A 16,611-nucleotide genomic window follows, 5' to 3' on the forward strand; every position below is an offset into this window, starting at 1 on the left:
TGGCCGCATTGACGCAATGTCGATGACATCCGTCAGCGCCGCCACCGGCATAAGTTAAAAGTAGCGTAAGTCTAACGTAAAAGGAAACTCGGCCGACGCTCTGGAAGGAACGACGTCAAGCTTGCCCGGCGTGTGATTGAGACGGAAATAGCGCGCCAGACGGCGGCTTTCGGCCTCGAAGGCGTTGACCGGGAAGGTCTCGTAACTGCGTCCGCCCGGGTGTACCACGTGATACTGGCAACCGCCCAGGCTGCGGCCGTTCCAGGTATCGACCAGGTCGAAGGTCAACGGCGAATCGACCGTGATGGTCGGATGCAGCGCCGATGGCGGCTGCCAGGCGCGGTAACGAATGCCGGCCACGAACTCGCCGACCACGCCGGTAGGCTGCACCGGCACCGAGACGCCGTTGCAGGTCAGCACATAACGATCCGAAGCCATGCCGGAGATCTTGACCTGCACGCGTTCCAGCGAAGAGTCGACGTAACGCGCGTTGCCGCCGGCCGTGCTTTCTTCGCCCAATACGTGCCAGGGTTCGAGCGCGGTACGCAATTCGATCTGCATGCCCTTGACCACATAGTCGCCGATCTTGGGGCAGCGGAATTCCATATGCGGCGCGAACCATTCAGCCTTCATCGGATAGCCGGCATCCTGCATGTCATCCATGACATCCTTGAAATCCTGCTCGATGAAATGCGGCAACAGGAAACGGTCATGCAATTCCGTGCCCCAGCGCACCAGCTTGGCCGGCTTGTAAGGCGTCTTCCAGAAACGCGCCACCAGACCGCGCAACAGCAACTGCTGGGTCAGGCTCATGCGTGCATGCGGCGGCATTTCGAAAGCGCGCAGCTCAAGCAGGCCGAGCCGGCCGGTCGAACTGTCGGGCGAATACAGCTTGTCGATGCAGAACTCGGCGCGGTGCGTATTGCCGGTGACGTCGATCAGCAGATTGCGCAACAGGCGATCCACCAGCCAGGGCGCGCAACCACCGTTGGCCATTTGTTTCTCCATCTCGACGAAGGCCAGCTCGATTTCCACGGTGGAGTCGTTGCGTGCCTCATCGATACGCGGCGCCTGCGACGTCGGGCCGATGAACATGCCCGAGAACAGATACGACAGCGATGGATGGTTATGCCAGTAGGAAATCAGACTGCGCAGCAGATCCGGCCGCCGCAGGAATGGCGAATCGGTGGTGGTGATGCCGCCCAGCACCATGTGGTTGCCGCCGCCGGTGCCGGAGTGATGGCCGTCCAGCATGAACTTTTCGGTGGTCAGTCGCGACTCGCGCGCCGCTTCGTAGAGGTGCGTGGTCTGCTCGACCAGTTCAGCCCAGTTGTTGGCCGGCTGAATATTGACTTCGATCACGCCCGGATCCGGCGTGACGCTGAACTTGCGTACACGGGGATCGTTGGGAGGCTCATATCCTTCCATCAGCACCGGCTGCTTGATTTCTTCGGCCACGGCTTCGATGGCAGCGACCAGTTCCAGATAGTTTTCCAGCCTGGCCAGCGGCGGCATGAACAGATACAGCACACCGTTGCGCACCTCGGCGCACAAGGCGGTGCGGGTGATGTTGTTGGCCGAGGTGAATGCCTCCGGCGCGACTTCGCTGCTGGCGACGCTGGCTTTGCCGACCGGATTGCTCGACAAGGCGGCGCCCAGACTGCGTGCGCTGCCGCCGGCGCCGAGGCCGACTGCGGCCATGCCGGGTCCGGCCTTGACCGGGTTGAATGGATTGAGGGTGGCATTGCTGCCGATCGGCTCCAGCGGACCGCTGAACTGGCGCCGGATTTCGGCAGCACTCGGCAACGGCCGGAATTGCTGCGCGGGATCGGCGGCATGCACGAACGGGAAGTCGCCCTCCTTGACCCAGGGCAGCGAATCCAGCGGCAGACGATAGCCCATGGGCGAATCGCCGGGATACAGATAGCAGCGCTCGCTGCGCAGGAACCAGGAACCGCTTTGCCAGCCCATGTCGTCATCGCGGCGCGCCAATGGCAGCACATGCCCGACCGAGCTTTGCAGGCCCTGCGTGAAGACGCGCATCAGGCGCTTGCGCTCCTGCTTGTCGTCCACCCGCGAATCGAAGGGATCGACATTGCCCGGCAGACGGCGCTCGCGCCACATGTAATAGAAAACGTCTTCGTAGGCCGGGAAGATATTGTCGCGGTCCACGTTCAGACGCTGCGCCACGCGATGCAGGAAATGGCTGGTGACGATCTTGTCCTGCACGTTAGGCTTGGTTTCATCGCCGATCAGTTCGGGATTCATCCAGATCGGCTGACCGTCGCGGCGCCAATAGCAATTCAGCGCCCAGCGCGGCAACTGTTCGCCCGGATACCACTTTCCCTGACCAAAATGCGGCAAACCCTGGATCGCGTACTTGTTGCGCATGCGGTGATACAGATCGGCCGCCAGCGGCTTCTTGGTATCGCCCAGCGCAGCGGTATTCCATTCCGGCTCGTCCGGAAAATCCAGCGCCACGAAAGTCGGTTCGCCGCCCATGGTCAGACGCACGTCGAGCTGGTTCAGATCGGCATCGATGGCGTGGCCCAACGCTTCGATCTCGCGCCATTGTTCTTCGCTGTAGGGCTTGGTCACGCGCGGCGCTTCCCATATGCGCTTGACGCTCATCAGATGCTCGAACTCGACTTCGCAAGGATCGACCAGGCCGCTGACGGGTGCCGCCGAGCTTGGCTCAGGCGTGCACGACAAAGGAATGTGACCTTCACCGGCGAACAAGCCGGAAGTCGGATCGAGACCGACCCAACCGGCGCCAGGCAGATAGACTTCGCACCAGGCGTGCAGATCGGTGAAATCGGCTTCGGGGCCGGAAGGGCCGTCCAGCGATTTCTGATCGGCCGTGAGCTGGATCAGATAGCCGGAAACGAAGCGCGCCGCCAGGCCGAGATGACGCAGCAGTTGCACCAGCAGCCAGGACGAATCGCGGCAGGAACCGGAACGCAGTTCCAGCGTTTCTTCCGGCGTCTGCACGCCCGGCTCCATACGGATGGTGTAACCGATATGGTTGGCCAGCTTTTGATTCAGTGCGACCAGGAAATCTTCGCTGCGCATCTTTTCGCGCGAGATGCCTGCCAGGAATTCTTCGAACTGCGGCGTCAGCGGCAAGGTCTTGCGATACGGCGCCAGTTCGTTCTGCAGCTCTTCTGCGTAATCGAAGGGGACTTGCTCGGCATAAGGCTCGAGGAAAAAATCGAAAGGATTGATGACCGACATCTCGGCGACCACATCCACTTCAATTTTGAATTCAGTCGTTTTTTCCGGAAAGACCAGACGCGCCATGTAATTGGCTTCAGGGTCTTGCTGCCAGTTGATGAAATGAGGTTCAGGCAGGATGCGCAGCGAGTAGCTCAGGATGCGCGTACGGCAGTGCGGTGCGGGACGCAGGCGGATGATTTGCGGTCCCAGATTGATCGGACGGTCATATTGGTACGACGTGACATGGTTCAGCGCCACATGAATTGACATGAAAATCCTTTACGACTGGCAATAGTTGAACGGAATCGATAAGCGATAGGCATCTGGAAATTTCACGATGTCATATCAAAATTTTTTGATCGCCTGATGCCCGCGCGGTGCCAGTTACAGCAAGGCTATGCTAATTGCCTATCGAGACTGCTGGCGGGCAACTTGTTTCATCTTTGGTGCATATTAATGAAATCTCGCAGGCGTGGGTAAATTTCCTTATCCCAGCGACGGCCGTTGAATACGCCGTAATGCCCCACAGCTGTCTGCACATGGTGCAAACGCATGTAAGGACGGATGCTCGTGCACATTTCTTGTGCAGCCAGAGTTTGTCCGACTGCACAGATATCGTCTTTTTCTCCTTCGATGGTGAACAAAGCAGTGCGGCGTATCGCCTTCAGGTTGACCTTGCTGCCCTGAAACATCAGTTCGCCCAACGGCAATGCATGCTCCTGGAACACGACGCGCACGGTTTCCAGGTAAAACTCGGCAGGCAGGTCCGACATGGCGAAATACTCTTCATAGAAGCCTTTGATGGGGTCGGCCTTGTCGTGATCTTCTTCCACCAGCAGGTTGTAAAGATTACGGAAGGCATCCACGTGCCGGTTCAGATTCATGTTCATGAACGCGGCCAGTTGGATAAAACCCGGATAGACCCTGCGCCCGCCGCCACGATGGCGCTCCGGCACGGTACTGATCAGATTCTTCTCAAACCATTCGATAGGCTTGCTCTTGGCCAACTCGTTGACGGCGGTAGGGTTGACGCGCGTATCCAGCGGCCCAGCCATCAGGGTCATGCTGCTGGGCTGCGCCGGATGGCCCGACTCCGCCATGACTGCCACGGCGGTAAGCGCCGCCACGGTAGGCTGGCAGACCGCCAGCAAGTGCGCGCCGGGGCCGAGCTTCTCAAGAAAACGCACCACGTGCCCGACGTATTCATCGAGGCCGAAGCGGCCGCAATCAAGCGGAATGTCGCGCGCGTTCTGCCAGTCGGTGATGTAGACGTCATGATCGCGCAGCAAGGTCTTGACGGTGCCGCGCAGCAAGGTGGCGAAGTGGCCGGACATCGGCGCCACCACCAGCACGCGCGGCTGCGCATCTGAAGTCTCTTTCTTGAATCGCAGCAGGCTGCCGAACGGGGTCTGATCCACCACTTCTTCGCGCACCGCCACTGTGCGACCGCCATCTTCTACGCTGGGAATATCGAAAGGCGGACGGCTATGTGTGAGCTGGGTGCGGGAAAAAACCTCGCAGGCCGCAGCCATTTTACGAAAGACCGGATTGACCGGCATGCCCGGCCAGGTAGCGCCGAACATCGGCGCCATGGCCCGCGCCGATGCGCGCAGCGGGTCGGTGGCATCAGCGTACTGCTGGTAGATCTGATAAGTATTGATCATGAAACGCTTGTCCCCGCAGAGTTTTCCGGCTTGTGTCCGCTTATTGCTTGCTTTGGTGGCTTGTTGCGGGCCTGTTGGTGATCTATTACTGATCTGTTGCTTGTTTCCTTTCGCTTGCTGCTCTTTATTGCGATGCAATAGTCATGCCACGCACCTGAGCTGGCACGACGTTTGCAAGTAACCATGCTGCATGGAATTGCAGGTCTCGCTTGCCCTCTCTTGTCTTGAATGAGCAGACGCAAGACGAAGAGATGATTGCTCGGTTTTCTTCTGCCGAAGCGTCAAGATTTATCGTGCTCAAAGTCAATAATTCACATACTGATAAAGGACTGACATGCCTAAGACGACTTTGCGCATCACCAGCAAAAATTATTCTTCTTGGTCGCTGCGGGGATGGCTGCTGGCCAAATTTGCCGGTCTATCCTTTCAGGAAGATATCGTTCCGCCGGACGATCCGGATGCACGCGCAGAGATTCTTCTGCTGTCTTCATCGATCCTGGTGCCCAGCCTCAAGCACGGCAGCATTCTGGTCTGGGACACGCTGGCCATTGCCGAATATCTGAACGAGATCCGGCCCTCGGCCAAACTGCTGCCGTCGGATCAGGCCGCGCGCGCGCATTGCCGCGCCATCTGCGGCGAAATGCATTCCGGCTTCAGCGCCTTGCGTTCGGCGCTGCCGATGAATCTGAAAGGACACTTCCCCAACTTCAAGGTGTGGTCGCGCGCCGAAGCGGATATTCAACGCATCACCGCGATCTGGAAGGAATGCCTCGCCACTTACGGCGGACCGTATCTGTTCGGCGAGCAGCGCACCGTGGCCGATGCCATGTATGCGCCGGTGGTAACGCGCTTCGTCACCTACGACGTCAAGCTCGATCCGGTCTGCTCGGCGTACGGCAAACGCATCATGGCGATGCCTGAAATGCAGGAGTGGATTGCCGACGCTCAACTGGAACCTGAGGACGAAGAGCTGGACGTGGAATTCTGAGATGCTGAGTGCGGATTCCGCCGCATTCATTGTTGAAGCTGTATGCACTGACCAATGCGGGACGCCGCAGAAAGGGTGGTAGCGATGAATACGATAGCTGAATCCGCACTAGCGGAAAATGTGTTTTCCCACGTCTGCGATGGCGACACGCAGTATGAGAGCGGAGGCTTGCGGGACTTCTTCCTGTACCGCGATCTCGGCATTGCTGCCGCCACCGGCGGTCAGGTCATCGCCCAACTGGTGAAGGCCAACATGGCGCCCGAGACCGGCACCGGCTGGCATCGGCACGAGGCCAATTTCCACATCGTCATCATGCTCAAGGGCTGGGCCCGCTTCATGTACGAGGATCAGGTAACGCTGGTGAAGACCGGCGACTGCGTGCATCAGCGGCCGGGCATCGTGCACTTTCTGTTCGACTATTCGCCCGACATGGAATATCTGGAAATCGTCAGTCCGGCCGACTTCACCACGGTAGAAATGCCGGCGCCCTGCCCGGTCCCGCCACCCACGCCATGGAACTGAAACCCTGACAATATTTGACCGTAACTTGATCCCGATCCGCGCTGTCACGGCGCGGATCATGTAAAACAGGAGGCATCCCGATATTTTCCTCTGTCCAAAAACAAAGGCGTCTGATAGTCTTGTTTGACACAGAACGACAGTCATAGCGCCCGCCGCGCTTGCCAGTTCATTCTGGCGGCGCGACCGATCTCAACTCAAAAACAATTCTCTTGGACTAAAGAGAGAATGAAATAAAATTTATGGCAAATTTTTTTGACGAGATGTATTCCAACGGCGCCCAACAGGTTCGCCCGCATTACTCCGAATTTTCAAACTGGCTGTCCGCACAATCGGCGGAAACAATCGCCCGCAAACGCGCAGAATCGGACCTGATCTTTCGCCGCGTCGGCATCACCTTCGCCGTCTACGGCAACGATGCCGGCACCGAACGGCTGATCCCTTTCGACATCATCCCGCGCATCATCCACGCAGCGGAATGGGCCAAGCTTGAAGCCGGTCTCATCCAGCGGGTGAAGACGCTCAACATGTTCATCCACGACATCTACCACGAGCAGAAAATCATCAAGGCCGGCATCATCCCTGCCGAGCAGATTTTCCAGAACGCGCAATACCGGCGCGAGATGCAGGACGTGGATGTGGCTTCCGATATCTACGCGCACATTGCCGGCGTCGATATCGTGCGCGCCGGCGAAGGCGAGTTCTATGTGCTTGAAGACAATCTGCGGGTTCCCTCCGGCGTGTCGTACATGCTGGAAAACCGCAAGATGATGATGCGCCTGTTCCCCGACCTCTTCACCCGCCACAAAATTGCACCGGTTGATCACTACCCCGATCTGCTGCTCGACAATCTGCGCTCGGTAGCGCCGGCCGGCGTGACCGATCCGGTGGTGGTGGTGATGACGCCGGGCATGTACAACTCGGCCTATTTCGAACACGCCTTCCTTGCTCAACAGATGGGCGTGGAACTGGTCGAAGGCCAGGATCTGTTCGTCAAGGACAACGTGGTCTACATGCGCACCACGCGCGGCCCGAAACGCGTCGACGTGATCTATCGCCGCATCGACGACGACTATCTCGACCCCCTCGCCTTCCGTCCCGATTCCTCCCTCGGCGTCCCGGGTCTGCTGGCCGCCTATCGCGCCGGCAAGGTCACGCTGACCAATGCCATCGGCACCGGCGTGGCCGACGACAAATCCATCTATCCGTATGTGCCGGACATGGTGCGCTTCTATCTGTCGGAAGAGCCCATCCTCAACAACGTGCCGACTTATCAGTGCCGCAAGAAGGACGATCTTTCCTACACGCTGGCCAATCTGGAAAAGCTGGTGGTCAAGGAAGTGCACGGCGCCGGCGGTTACGGCATGCTGGTCGGTCCGGCGTCGACCAAACAGGAAATCGAGGATTTTCGTCAGCGCATCATCGCCAAGCCGGACGGCTACATCGCCCAACCGACGCTGGCGCTGTCAGTCTGCCCGACCTACGTCGACGCCGGCATCGCACCGCGCCATCTCGACCTGCGGCCGTTTGTGCTGTCCGGCAAAAACATCTCGATGGTCAAGGGCGGCCTCACGCGCGTGGCGCTGAAAGAAGGCTCGCTGGTGGTGAACTCGTCGCAAGGCGGCGGCACCAAGGACACCTGGATTCTGGAGAAATAAGACATGCTGAGCCGTACTGCTGATCACCTGTTCTGGATGGCGCGCTATACCGAGCGCGCAGAAAATACCGCACGCATGCTTGATGTGCACGTACAAACCGCATTGCTGCCGCAATCCCCCGACGACGCCGAACAAGGCTGGCGCGCGTTGCTGGGGATTTCCGAGCTCTTGTACGGCTACGAACAGAAATACGACAAGCTGACCCAGAAGGACGTCATCGACTTCATGGTGCGCGATCCCGACAACTCATCGTCGATTGCATCCTGCCTGCGTCAGGCCCGTGAAAACGCGCGTGCCGTGCGCGGTGCGCTGACCACCGAGGCCTGGGAAATCCAGAATGCCACCTGGATCAAGATGCAGTCTTATCTGCAGACCAATGCGCTGGAGCAGAATCCCAGCGACTTCTTCGAATGGGTCAAGCATCGCTCGCACCTGTCGCGCGGCGTCACCATCGGCACGATGCTGAAAGATGAAGCGTTTCACTTCATCCGCCTCGGCACTTTCCTTGAGCGCGCCGACAATACCGCGCGTATCATCGACGTCAAGTTTCACGGCGCCAAGGAGTCCAAGAAGCAATCCGGCGCCACGCAGTCGCAAAGTCAGTCGCAAGGCGACATCCAGGAAGAAAATCCGCAAATCGATTTTTATTACTGGGCAGCAATTCTTCGTTCGGTGTCCGGCTTTGAAATCTATCGCAAGGTGTATCGCGATGTGATCACGCCGGAGCGCGTGGCCGAGCTGCTGATCCTGCGCGCCGACATGCCGCGCTCGCTGGCGGCGTGCATGGGTCACGTGCTGAGCAATCTCAAGAACGTGCACAACGACGTTTCCGCCGATACCGAACGCTTCGCCGGCAAGCTGCACGCCGACCTCAAGTTCAGCAGCATCGAGGAAGTGCTGGACGCCGGCCTGCACGATTATCTGACGGTCTTTCTGGAACGCATCTTTGAGCTGGGTAATCGCATCAGCAAAGATTTTCTTGTTCCTTTGGCAGCATAAATATTCAGATAAACAATATCGCTGCCTAAGAAAATTCTGAAAGCTGCCGTTAATGTAGGTACACGGCGACAGTTGGCCTCGTCCACGCTTCGCGTGCACGAGGCTTCCTGTAAAATCCGGCTTTTACTTTTTTAGATCACATCATGACTTATTGCGTGGCCATGCGCCTGAATAGCGGCCTGGTTTTTCTTTCCGACTCGCGCACCAATGCGGGCGTCGATCATATCGGCACCTTCCGCAAGATGAGCGTGTATGAAAACGCGGGGGATCGCGTGATGGTTCTGATGACGGCCGGCAATCTTTCCATTTCGCAATCGATACGCCAGCTGCTTTCGGATCGCACCAATGCCGAAGGCCACACCATCTGGACTGCCAAATCGATGTATGAGGCGGCGCAGATTCTGGGCGATACCATCCGCGCCGTGCATGACCGCGATGCAGAAGAACTGAGCAAGTTCGGCATCGACTTCAATGTGAGCATCATCTTCGGCGGTCAGATCAAGGGCGAGCGCTGCCGTCTGTTCCAGATGTATTCGGCCGGCAATTTCATCGAATCCCATGATGAAAACACCTATTTCCAGATTGGCGAAGCCAAGTACGGCAAGCCCATCATCGACCGCGTGGTCACGCCCAAGACCAGCCTCGACGAGGCCGCCAAGTGTGCGCTGATTTCGATGGATTCGACGCTGAAGTCGAACATTTCGGTCGGTCTGCCACTGGATCTCTTGCTGTACGCCAACGATCAGCTGGCCGTGACGCGCTTCGTCACCATCGATGAGCAGAACCAGTATTTCCAGATGATCCGCCGCAGTTGGGGTGCGCAGTTGAAGCGCGTGTTCGAAGCGATAGACGATCCGATCTGGAACGCCGCACCGGAAACCACCCTGAACGTATTGTCTTCGGTCGATGAACTCAGCGAACCGGTGCGCGTACCACCGCCGGTCGAAGTCACCCGCAGCATTCTGGAGCCGGTGCCGCGCCAGACGCTGGCCGAAGACGGCGGCAAGGAACAGGCGACCTGATTGCCTGCAACTTGAGCGGAAGATGAGCGCAAGCAGCGCTCATTATTCAGCGAGGGAAATACAGGCGATATCAGACGCACATAAAAAATGGCTGCAAGCAATTGCAGCCATTTTCATTTGCAGCGTCCGGCTTAGCATTCTGGCCTTGCCACAACTGAAGTCAGCGCCGTGAGACGGCGCCAACTTCAGCCGGAATATCAAACCACAATGGTCTGAGCTTCGCCTTCGGCGCGTTCGCGAATTTCGCCGATACGCATCACGGTTTCGCCGGCCGCCTGCAGTTGCGCCATGGCGGCATCTGCGTTTTCCCTGGAAACGATCACGGTCATGCCGATGCCGCAGTTGAAGACGCGGTGCATTTCAGCATCGGCCACGCCGCCGTGCTGTTGCAGCCAGGTGAACAGCGGCGGCATGGTCCAGGCCTTGCTGTCCAGCACAGCGGTCAGATTCTTTTGCAGCACGCGCGGCACGTTTTCGACCAGACCGCCGCCAGTGATGTGCACCAGACCCTTGACTTCCATTGCTTCCATCAGCGCCAGCAGCGGCTTGACGTAGATACGGGTCGGGGCCAGCAGCACGTCGGCCAGCTTGCGGCCGTGAAAATCAGAATTCAGGTCAGGCTTGGCCACTTCCAGAATCTTGCGCACCAGCGAGTAACCGTTGGAGTGCGCGCCCGAAGAGGCCAGACCCAGCACTACGTCGCCCGGAATGATCTTGGTGCCGTCGATCAGCTTGGATTTTTCGACCGCGCCGACCGCAAAACCGGCCAGATCGTATTCGCCATCCGGATACATGCTCGGCATTTCAGCGGTTTCGCCGCCGATCAGCGCGCAACCGGCTTGTTCGCAGCCCTGAGCGATGCCCTTGATGACATCGGTGGCGCTGGCCACATCCAGCTTGCCGCAGGCAAAGTAATCGAGGAAGAACAGCGGTTCAGCGCCCTGCACCAGAATGTCGTTGACGCTCATGGCCACCAGATCAATGCCGACCGTATCGTGACGGTTCAGATGGAAAGCCAGCTTCAGCTTGGTGCCGACGCCGTCGGTGCCGGACACCAATACCGGCTCCTTGAACTTCTTGCTGATCTCGAACAAGGCGCCGAAACCGCCAATACCGCCCAGGACGCCTTCGCGTGTTGTCCGCTTGGCAAAAGGCTTGATTGCTTCGACCAGAGCGTCCCCGGCGTCGATGTCGACACCGGCGTCGCGGTAGGAAAGGGAGACATTGGATGATGAAGTCATGATGATATTGGCACTGAAGACGGTAAAATAAGGAAATATTCAGGGAAAAATCCCTGTCAAACCGTGATTTTAACAAAACCGCTACGCCCCAAGACCGATTCCATGCCTTTTTCTTTCTCCGACGAGCAAAAACAAAATCTGGTGTGGCTGATCGTCGGAATTCTGCTGGTAACCCTGATTGCTGCTCTGGGGCCCATGCTGTCGCCCTTCATCGCCGCCGCCATCCTCGCTTACGCCCTGAATCCGGGGGTGGACTGGCTGGCGCGCCGCCGCATCGGGCCGCTGCGCCTGCCGCGTTTCATCGCCGTCAGCATCATGATTCTGCTGATGCTGCTGGCCGGACTGACGCTGGTGCTGATCGTGGTGCCGATGGTACTGAAACAGATTCCGCAGTTGCAGGCCCAGATTCCGCCGCAACTCGACAAGCTCAACGCCTTTCGGTCGCCGCGCCTGCATTTGCTGGGCATCGACGTGCGACTGGACATGGCCGGCATCAAGGCCCTGCTAACCCAGCAGATCAGCACCAGCGGCGATGAAATCTGGGCTTCGGTGCTAGCCTCGGCCCGCGTCGGCGGCGCCGCCTTGCTGGCCTGGGCCGCCAACATCTTGTTCGTGCCCATGGTGCTGTTCTATCTGCTGCAGGACTGGCATCCCTTCATCAAGCGCGCGCAGAGCATGATCCCGCGCCGCTGGGCCAGCAAGATCGGCGCGATGGCCACCGAGGTCGACGACCTGCTGGCGCAATATCTGCGCGGGCAGCTGCTGGTCATGCTGGTGCTGGCGATCTATTATTCGGTCGGCCTTTCTCTGGCTGGCTTCGACAGCGCCATTCCGGTCGGCGTGCTGACCGGCGTGCTGGTGTTCATTCCCTACGTCGGTTTCGGCCTCGGCCTGGTGCTGGCTCTGCTGGCGGCGGTACTGCAATTCGACGGCTTCTACGGCCTGCTGTCGGTGGCCGTGGTGTACGGCATCGGCCAGGTACTGGAAAGCTTTATCCTGACGCCCAAGCTGGTCGGTGAACGCATCGGCCTGCATCCTCTGGTCGTCATTTTTGCGTTGCTGGCATTTGGTCAGCTGTTCGGTTTCGTCGGCGTATTGCTGGCCTTACCGGCATCGGCCATCATCTCGGTATTGGCGAGCCATCTGCGCCGCGAATACCTGGGCAGCAACTTTTACAATCGCCAGTCATGAAACAAATTCCGCTCGACCTGAGCGCGGACCAGCCGCAAAGTTTCGATACTTTCGTCACCGGCCGCAATGAAGAACTGCTGCAGCATCTGCGTTACAGCGCTGGCCTCAACACCGGTGCCGACGCCGGCCCCGACACTGCTGCCGATGCTGCGCTCGGCAACGACCGCTTCATTTACATGTGGGCCGAAACCGGCGCCGGCAAAACGCATCTGATCAACGCCCTGGCGCATCATGCCGGCGACGCAGCGCGCATCATCCGCGCGGCCGACGCCTTCGACAGCGACTTCGACTACAGCCCGCACATTTCGCATTACCTGCTGGACGACGCCGATCAGCTGTCGGCGCCGACGCAGATCGCCGCCTTCAATCTGTTCAACCAGATCCGCGAACAGGGCGGCTGGCTGATCAGCAGCGGCCAGTTGCCGCCGGCCCAGCTGGAGCTGCGCGAAGACTTGCGCACACGCCTCGGCTGGGGCCTGATCTATCAGGTGCACGGTTTGTCGGACGACGAAAAAATCGCTGCACTGACGCAGTCAGCGCAAGCGCGCGGCATGGGTCTGCCGGCCGGCGTGCTGCCCTATCTGCTCACGCATTACCGGCGCGACATGCCTTCGCTGTCGCGCATGCTGGATGCGCTCGACCGCTATTCGCTGGAAACCAAGCGCGCCATCACGCTGCCTTTGCTGCGCGAACTATTACAACAGGAAGCCGAACAACAATGAATCTCGCCTTATTCGATCTCGACCACACGCTGATTCCCATCGACTCCGACCACGAATGGGGCGAATATCTGAGCCGCAGCGGGCTGGTCGATGCGCTCAGCTTCAGGCAGGCCAACGACGAATGGTTTGCGCACTATCAGGCGGGCACGCTGGATCCGGTCAAGTACCTCGAATTCGCCTTCGGCATCCTGTCGCAATTCCCGCGTGAAAAGCTCGATCAAATGCACCGCGACTTCATGCAGGAAGTCATCCGTCCGGCAGTGCTGCAGCATGCGCGCGACCTGGTCAAACAACATCTGGATGCAGGCGATCTGGTGGCCATCGTCACCGCCACCAATCAGTTTGTCACGGCGCCGATTGCAGAACTGTTCGAAGTGGAACACCTGATCGCCGCCTTGCCGGAACTCGACAGCGGCGGCAACATCACCGGCAAACTGCTGGGCACGCCGACCTACGGTCCCGGCAAGATCGTGCATACCGAAGCCTGGCTGAGCCGCATGGGCAAGACGCTGGCGGATTTCGAGCGCAGCTATTTCTACAGCGATTCGCAGAACGATATTCCCCTGCTGGAACGCGTCACCGATCCCATCGCCACCAACCCCAACGACAAGCTGAAAGCGCATGCCATCGCGCGCGGCTGGCCGATTCTGAACCTCTTCGACGGCCACGCACAATGATTAAGAAGCTGATCCGCTCGATTCTGGGCAAGGGCAAAAAAGCAGCTGCCGGCACCGAACCCGACATCCTCGGCCCCAAGCAGCACGGCATTGATCCTCAACTGGTGTCGCCGAATGCCGTGCGCGTCACGCAGACGCTGCAGGAGGCTGGTTTCAAGGCCTTCATCGTCGGCGGCGCCGTGCGCGATCTGCTGCTGTCGGTCAAGCCCAAGGACTTCGACGTCGCCACCAACGCCACGCCGGAGCAGGTCAAGCACTTGTTCCGGCGCGCCTTCATCATCGGCCGCCGCTTCCAGATCGTGCACGTGATGTTCGGTCAGGATCTGATCGAAGTCACCACTTTCCGCGGCGCCTCCGCCGAAAGTGCACTCAAGGATGAACACGGCCGCGTGCTGCGCGACAACACCTTCGGCGAACAGCATGAAGATGCCGTCCGGCGCGACTTCACCATCAACGCCATGTACTACGATCCGGCCACCCAAAGCGTGCTGGACTATCACGGCGGCATTGCCGATATCCGCGGCAAGACCTTGCGCATCATCGGCGAACCGGAAGCGCGCTATCGCGAAGATCCGGTGCGCATGCTGCGCGTGGTGCGCTTTGCGGCCAAGCTGAAATTCAATATCGATCCGGCCAGCAGCGCGCCGATTCCCATCATGGCGCCGCTGATCGACAACGTGCCGGCGGCGCGCGTGTTCGACGAAATGCTCAAGCTGCTGATGAGCGGCCATGCGCTGGCCTGCCTGCAGCAACTGCGCAAGGAAGGTCTGCATCACGGCCTGTTGCCGCTGCTGGACGTGGTACTGGAACAGCCGCTGGGCGAAAAATTCGTGACGCTGGCGCTGGCCAATACCGATGCCCGCATCAAGCAGGGCAAGCCGGTTTCGCCGGGCTTTTTGTTCGCTTCGCTGCTGTGGCATCAGGTGCTGGAAAAATGGCGCGCCTATCAGGCCGCCGGCGAATATCCGATTCCGGCGCTGCATCTGGCGGCCGACGACGTGCTCAATGCCCAGACCGAAAAGCTGGCGCTGCAACGCAAGATCGCCTCCGACATGCGCGACATCTGGGCCATGCAGCCGCGCTTCGAACGTCGCGTCGGCAAGGCCCCGTACAAGCTGCTGGAACATCTGCGCCTGCGCGCCGGTTACGACTTCCTGCTGCTGCGTTGCGAGTCGGGCGAACTGGATCTGGAGTTGGGCGACTGGTGGACCGCCTTCATGGAAGGCGGCAGTTCAGAGCGCGAAGAATTGCTGGCGCGCAAACCGAACGATAGCGGTTCCGGATCAGGTGCCGGCCCCGGCGGCGGCGCCGGCCCGGCCAAGAAACGCAAGCGTCGCGGCGGCCGCAATCGTTCCAAGAGCGGCGGTGCCGAAGGCGGTTCGGGTGGCGATGAAGGCGGAAGCCAGACGGCCCCATCTGCATCATCTGCGCCATCTTCAATAGCGGCCGCACCGGCACCCCGGACGCCGCGCAAGAAATCCCCGGACGCAGCTTAAGCAGTGAGCGCAGTTGCCTTGAACGTGGATAGCCAGGTCGAAAAATTCACAGCCTATATCGGCATCGGCGCCAACCTCGGCGACGCGCGTCAGACCGTCGCCGACGCGATTGCGCAACTGGCACAGTTGTCTCAGACCTCGCTGCTGGCGCAGTCTGCCTTTTATCGCACCGCGCCGGTCGACTCCAGCGGCGATGATTACGTCAATGCGGTTGCCGCCGTATCGACCTCACTGACGCCGCTGCAATTGCTGCATGCCCTGCAAGACATGGAACAGCGGCACGGCCGCCTGCGCCCTTATCGCAATGCACCGCGCACGCTGGACCTGGACATCCTGCTTTACGCCGAACAATCCATCGCCGGCGCCGAACTCGACGTGCCGCATCCGCGCATGACGCAGCGCGCCTTCGTCCTGATTCCCCTGCTGGAAATTGCTGCCGACATCGTCATCCCCGGCCACGGTCCGGCGCAAGATTTTCTGCCGCAGGTGCAGGGCCAGGCCATCAGCAAAATCTGAACGGCAAGCGCTTTGCAACCGGCATAGCGCATCCTCGCCCCACGCCCTGGCGCCTTTCATTTCATCCTCCAGCCCGTCGCTTCGTTTTACCGTGAACTGCGGCGCCGCTTTCTCATCCAACCCGAACTCGCCCGTCCGCAGCTTGCAGCGGATGTCGCATCGCCAAGCTCGGCGGCAAGGGGCGCACACCACCGGGAGATGAAGATGAAACTGGAAGGATCATGCCATTGCGGCGCCGTGCATTTCAGCCTCGACAGCAATACGCCCACCCCCTATCAGCGCTGCTACTGTTCGATCTGCCGCAAGACGCAGGGCGGCGGCGGTTATGCCATCAATCTCGGGGGCGACGCCGCCAGCATGAAGGTGCGCGGCAAGAAATTCATCAGCATCTATCACGCGCGCATGAAGGAAGAAGGTGCCCGGCGCGCCCACGCCAGCACGGCCGAGCGGCACTTCTGCAGCCGTTGCGGCAGCGCGCTGTGGCTGTTCAGTCCTGAGTGGCCGGAGTTGATACATCCCTTCGCCTCGGCCATCGATACACCGTTACCGGTGCCGCCGGAACACACGCATCTGCTGCTGGATTCAAAGGCATCCTGGGTCGAAGTGCAGGCGGGCCGCAAGGACAAGAAGTTTCAGCACTTCCCCGAGGAGTCATTGCTGGAGTGGCATCAGCGGCATGGTTTTGCTGCTGAAGATTGAGCC

General features: G+C 59.6%; 14 protein-coding genes. 11 read left to right on the plus strand and 3 right to left on the minus strand.

Annotation, left to right across the window (positions count from 1 at the left end; genetic code table 11):
• Positions 1-54: 54 nt before the first annotated feature.
• Both PQR62_RS08895 and PQR62_RS08900 read right to left on the minus strand, forming a co-directional pair.
• Positions 55-3,486: a transglutaminase family protein gene (locus PQR62_RS08895; protein ID WP_408156985.1), complete on the minus strand. Its 3,432-nt coding sequence runs from the start codon at positions 3,484-3,486 to the stop codon at positions 55-57.
• A gap of 167 nt (positions 3,487-3,653) precedes the next feature.
• Positions 3,654-4,880, minus strand: coding sequence for a polyhydroxyalkanoate depolymerase (locus PQR62_RS08900; protein WP_408156986.1), 1,227 nt, complete (start codon positions 4,878-4,880; stop codon positions 3,654-3,656).
• Between the two features lie 334 nt (positions 4,881-5,214).
• On the opposite strand from PQR62_RS08900, the gene PQR62_RS08905 reads away from it, so the two are divergent.
• The 5 genes from PQR62_RS08905 (at position 5,215) to PQR62_RS08925 (ending at position 10,066) form a co-directional block, all read left to right on the plus strand.
• Positions 5,215-5,868 carry a glutathione S-transferase family protein gene (locus tag PQR62_RS08905; RefSeq protein ID WP_408156988.1) on the plus strand — a complete coding sequence of 218 codons (654 nt, stop codon included), beginning with the start codon at positions 5,215-5,217 and terminating at the stop codon, positions 5,866-5,868.
• 84 nt (positions 5,869-5,952) lie between these two features.
• On the plus strand, positions 5,953-6,390 hold the full coding sequence (locus tag PQR62_RS08910; protein ID WP_408156990.1) for a cupin domain-containing protein: 438 nt from the start codon (positions 5,953-5,955) through the stop codon (positions 6,388-6,390).
• Positions 6,391-6,629: 239 nt separating this feature from the next.
• Complete coding sequence (locus tag PQR62_RS08915) at positions 6,630-8,045, plus strand: circularly permuted type 2 ATP-grasp protein (RefSeq protein ID WP_408156992.1); 1,416 nt, start codon at positions 6,630-6,632, stop codon at positions 8,043-8,045.
• Positions 8,046-8,048: 3 nt separating this feature from the next.
• Positions 8,049-9,044 (plus strand): alpha-E domain-containing protein, encoded by a 996-nt coding sequence (locus tag PQR62_RS08920; protein WP_408156994.1) that lies wholly within the window; start codon positions 8,049-8,051, stop codon positions 9,042-9,044.
• Between the two features lie 143 nt (positions 9,045-9,187).
• Positions 9,188-10,066 carry a proteasome-type protease gene (locus PQR62_RS08925; RefSeq protein ID WP_408156996.1) on the plus strand — a complete coding sequence of 293 codons (879 nt, stop codon included), beginning with the start codon at positions 9,188-9,190 and terminating at the stop codon, positions 10,064-10,066.
• A 197-nt stretch (positions 10,067-10,263) separates the two neighbouring features.
• On the opposite strand, the gene purM is transcribed toward PQR62_RS08925, so the two are convergent.
• Positions 10,264-11,307 (minus strand): phosphoribosylformylglycinamidine cyclo-ligase, encoded by a 1,044-nt coding sequence (gene purM / locus PQR62_RS08930; protein WP_408156998.1) that lies wholly within the window; start codon positions 11,305-11,307, stop codon positions 10,264-10,266.
• Between the two features lie 102 nt (positions 11,308-11,409).
• On the opposite strand from purM, the gene PQR62_RS08935 reads away from it, so the two are divergent.
• From PQR62_RS08935 to PQR62_RS08960, 6 genes are all read left to right on the plus strand, one after another.
• A complete protein-coding gene (locus tag PQR62_RS08935; RefSeq protein WP_408157000.1) occupies positions 11,410-12,498 on the plus strand; it encodes an AI-2E family transporter in 1,089 nt (362 codons plus the stop codon).
• Entirely contained in the window at positions 12,495-13,220 is a 726-nt protein-coding gene (gene hda, locus PQR62_RS08940; protein WP_408157002.1) for a DnaA regulatory inactivator Hda, read from the plus strand. The genes PQR62_RS08935 and hda overlap by 4 nt, the downstream gene beginning before the upstream one ends.
• Positions 13,217-13,897, plus strand: coding sequence for a histidinol-phosphatase (locus PQR62_RS08945; protein WP_408157004.1), 681 nt, complete (start codon positions 13,217-13,219; stop codon positions 13,895-13,897). Before hda ends, PQR62_RS08945 begins: the two co-directional genes overlap by 4 nt.
• Positions 13,894-15,393, plus strand: a complete 1,500-nt coding sequence (gene pcnB, locus PQR62_RS08950) for a polynucleotide adenylyltransferase PcnB (protein WP_408157006.1) — start codon at positions 13,894-13,896, stop codon at positions 15,391-15,393. Before PQR62_RS08945 ends, pcnB begins: the two co-directional genes overlap by 4 nt.
• Positions 15,394-15,411: 18 nt before the next feature.
• Positions 15,412-15,909 (plus strand): 2-amino-4-hydroxy-6-hydroxymethyldihydropteridine diphosphokinase, encoded by a 498-nt coding sequence (folK, locus tag PQR62_RS08955; RefSeq protein ID WP_408157008.1) that lies wholly within the window; start codon positions 15,412-15,414, stop codon positions 15,907-15,909.
• A 204-nt stretch (positions 15,910-16,113) separates the two neighbouring features.
• Positions 16,114-16,608 (plus strand): GFA family protein, encoded by a 495-nt coding sequence (locus PQR62_RS08960; RefSeq protein WP_408157010.1) that lies wholly within the window; start codon positions 16,114-16,116, stop codon positions 16,606-16,608.
• The last annotated feature ends 3 nt before the right edge of the window (positions 16,609-16,611 follow it).

Source organism: Herbaspirillum lusitanum (genome assembly GCF_046025995.1).
Taxonomy (GTDB): Bacteria; Pseudomonadota; Gammaproteobacteria; order Burkholderiales; family Burkholderiaceae_D; genus Herbaspirillum; species Herbaspirillum lusitanum_A.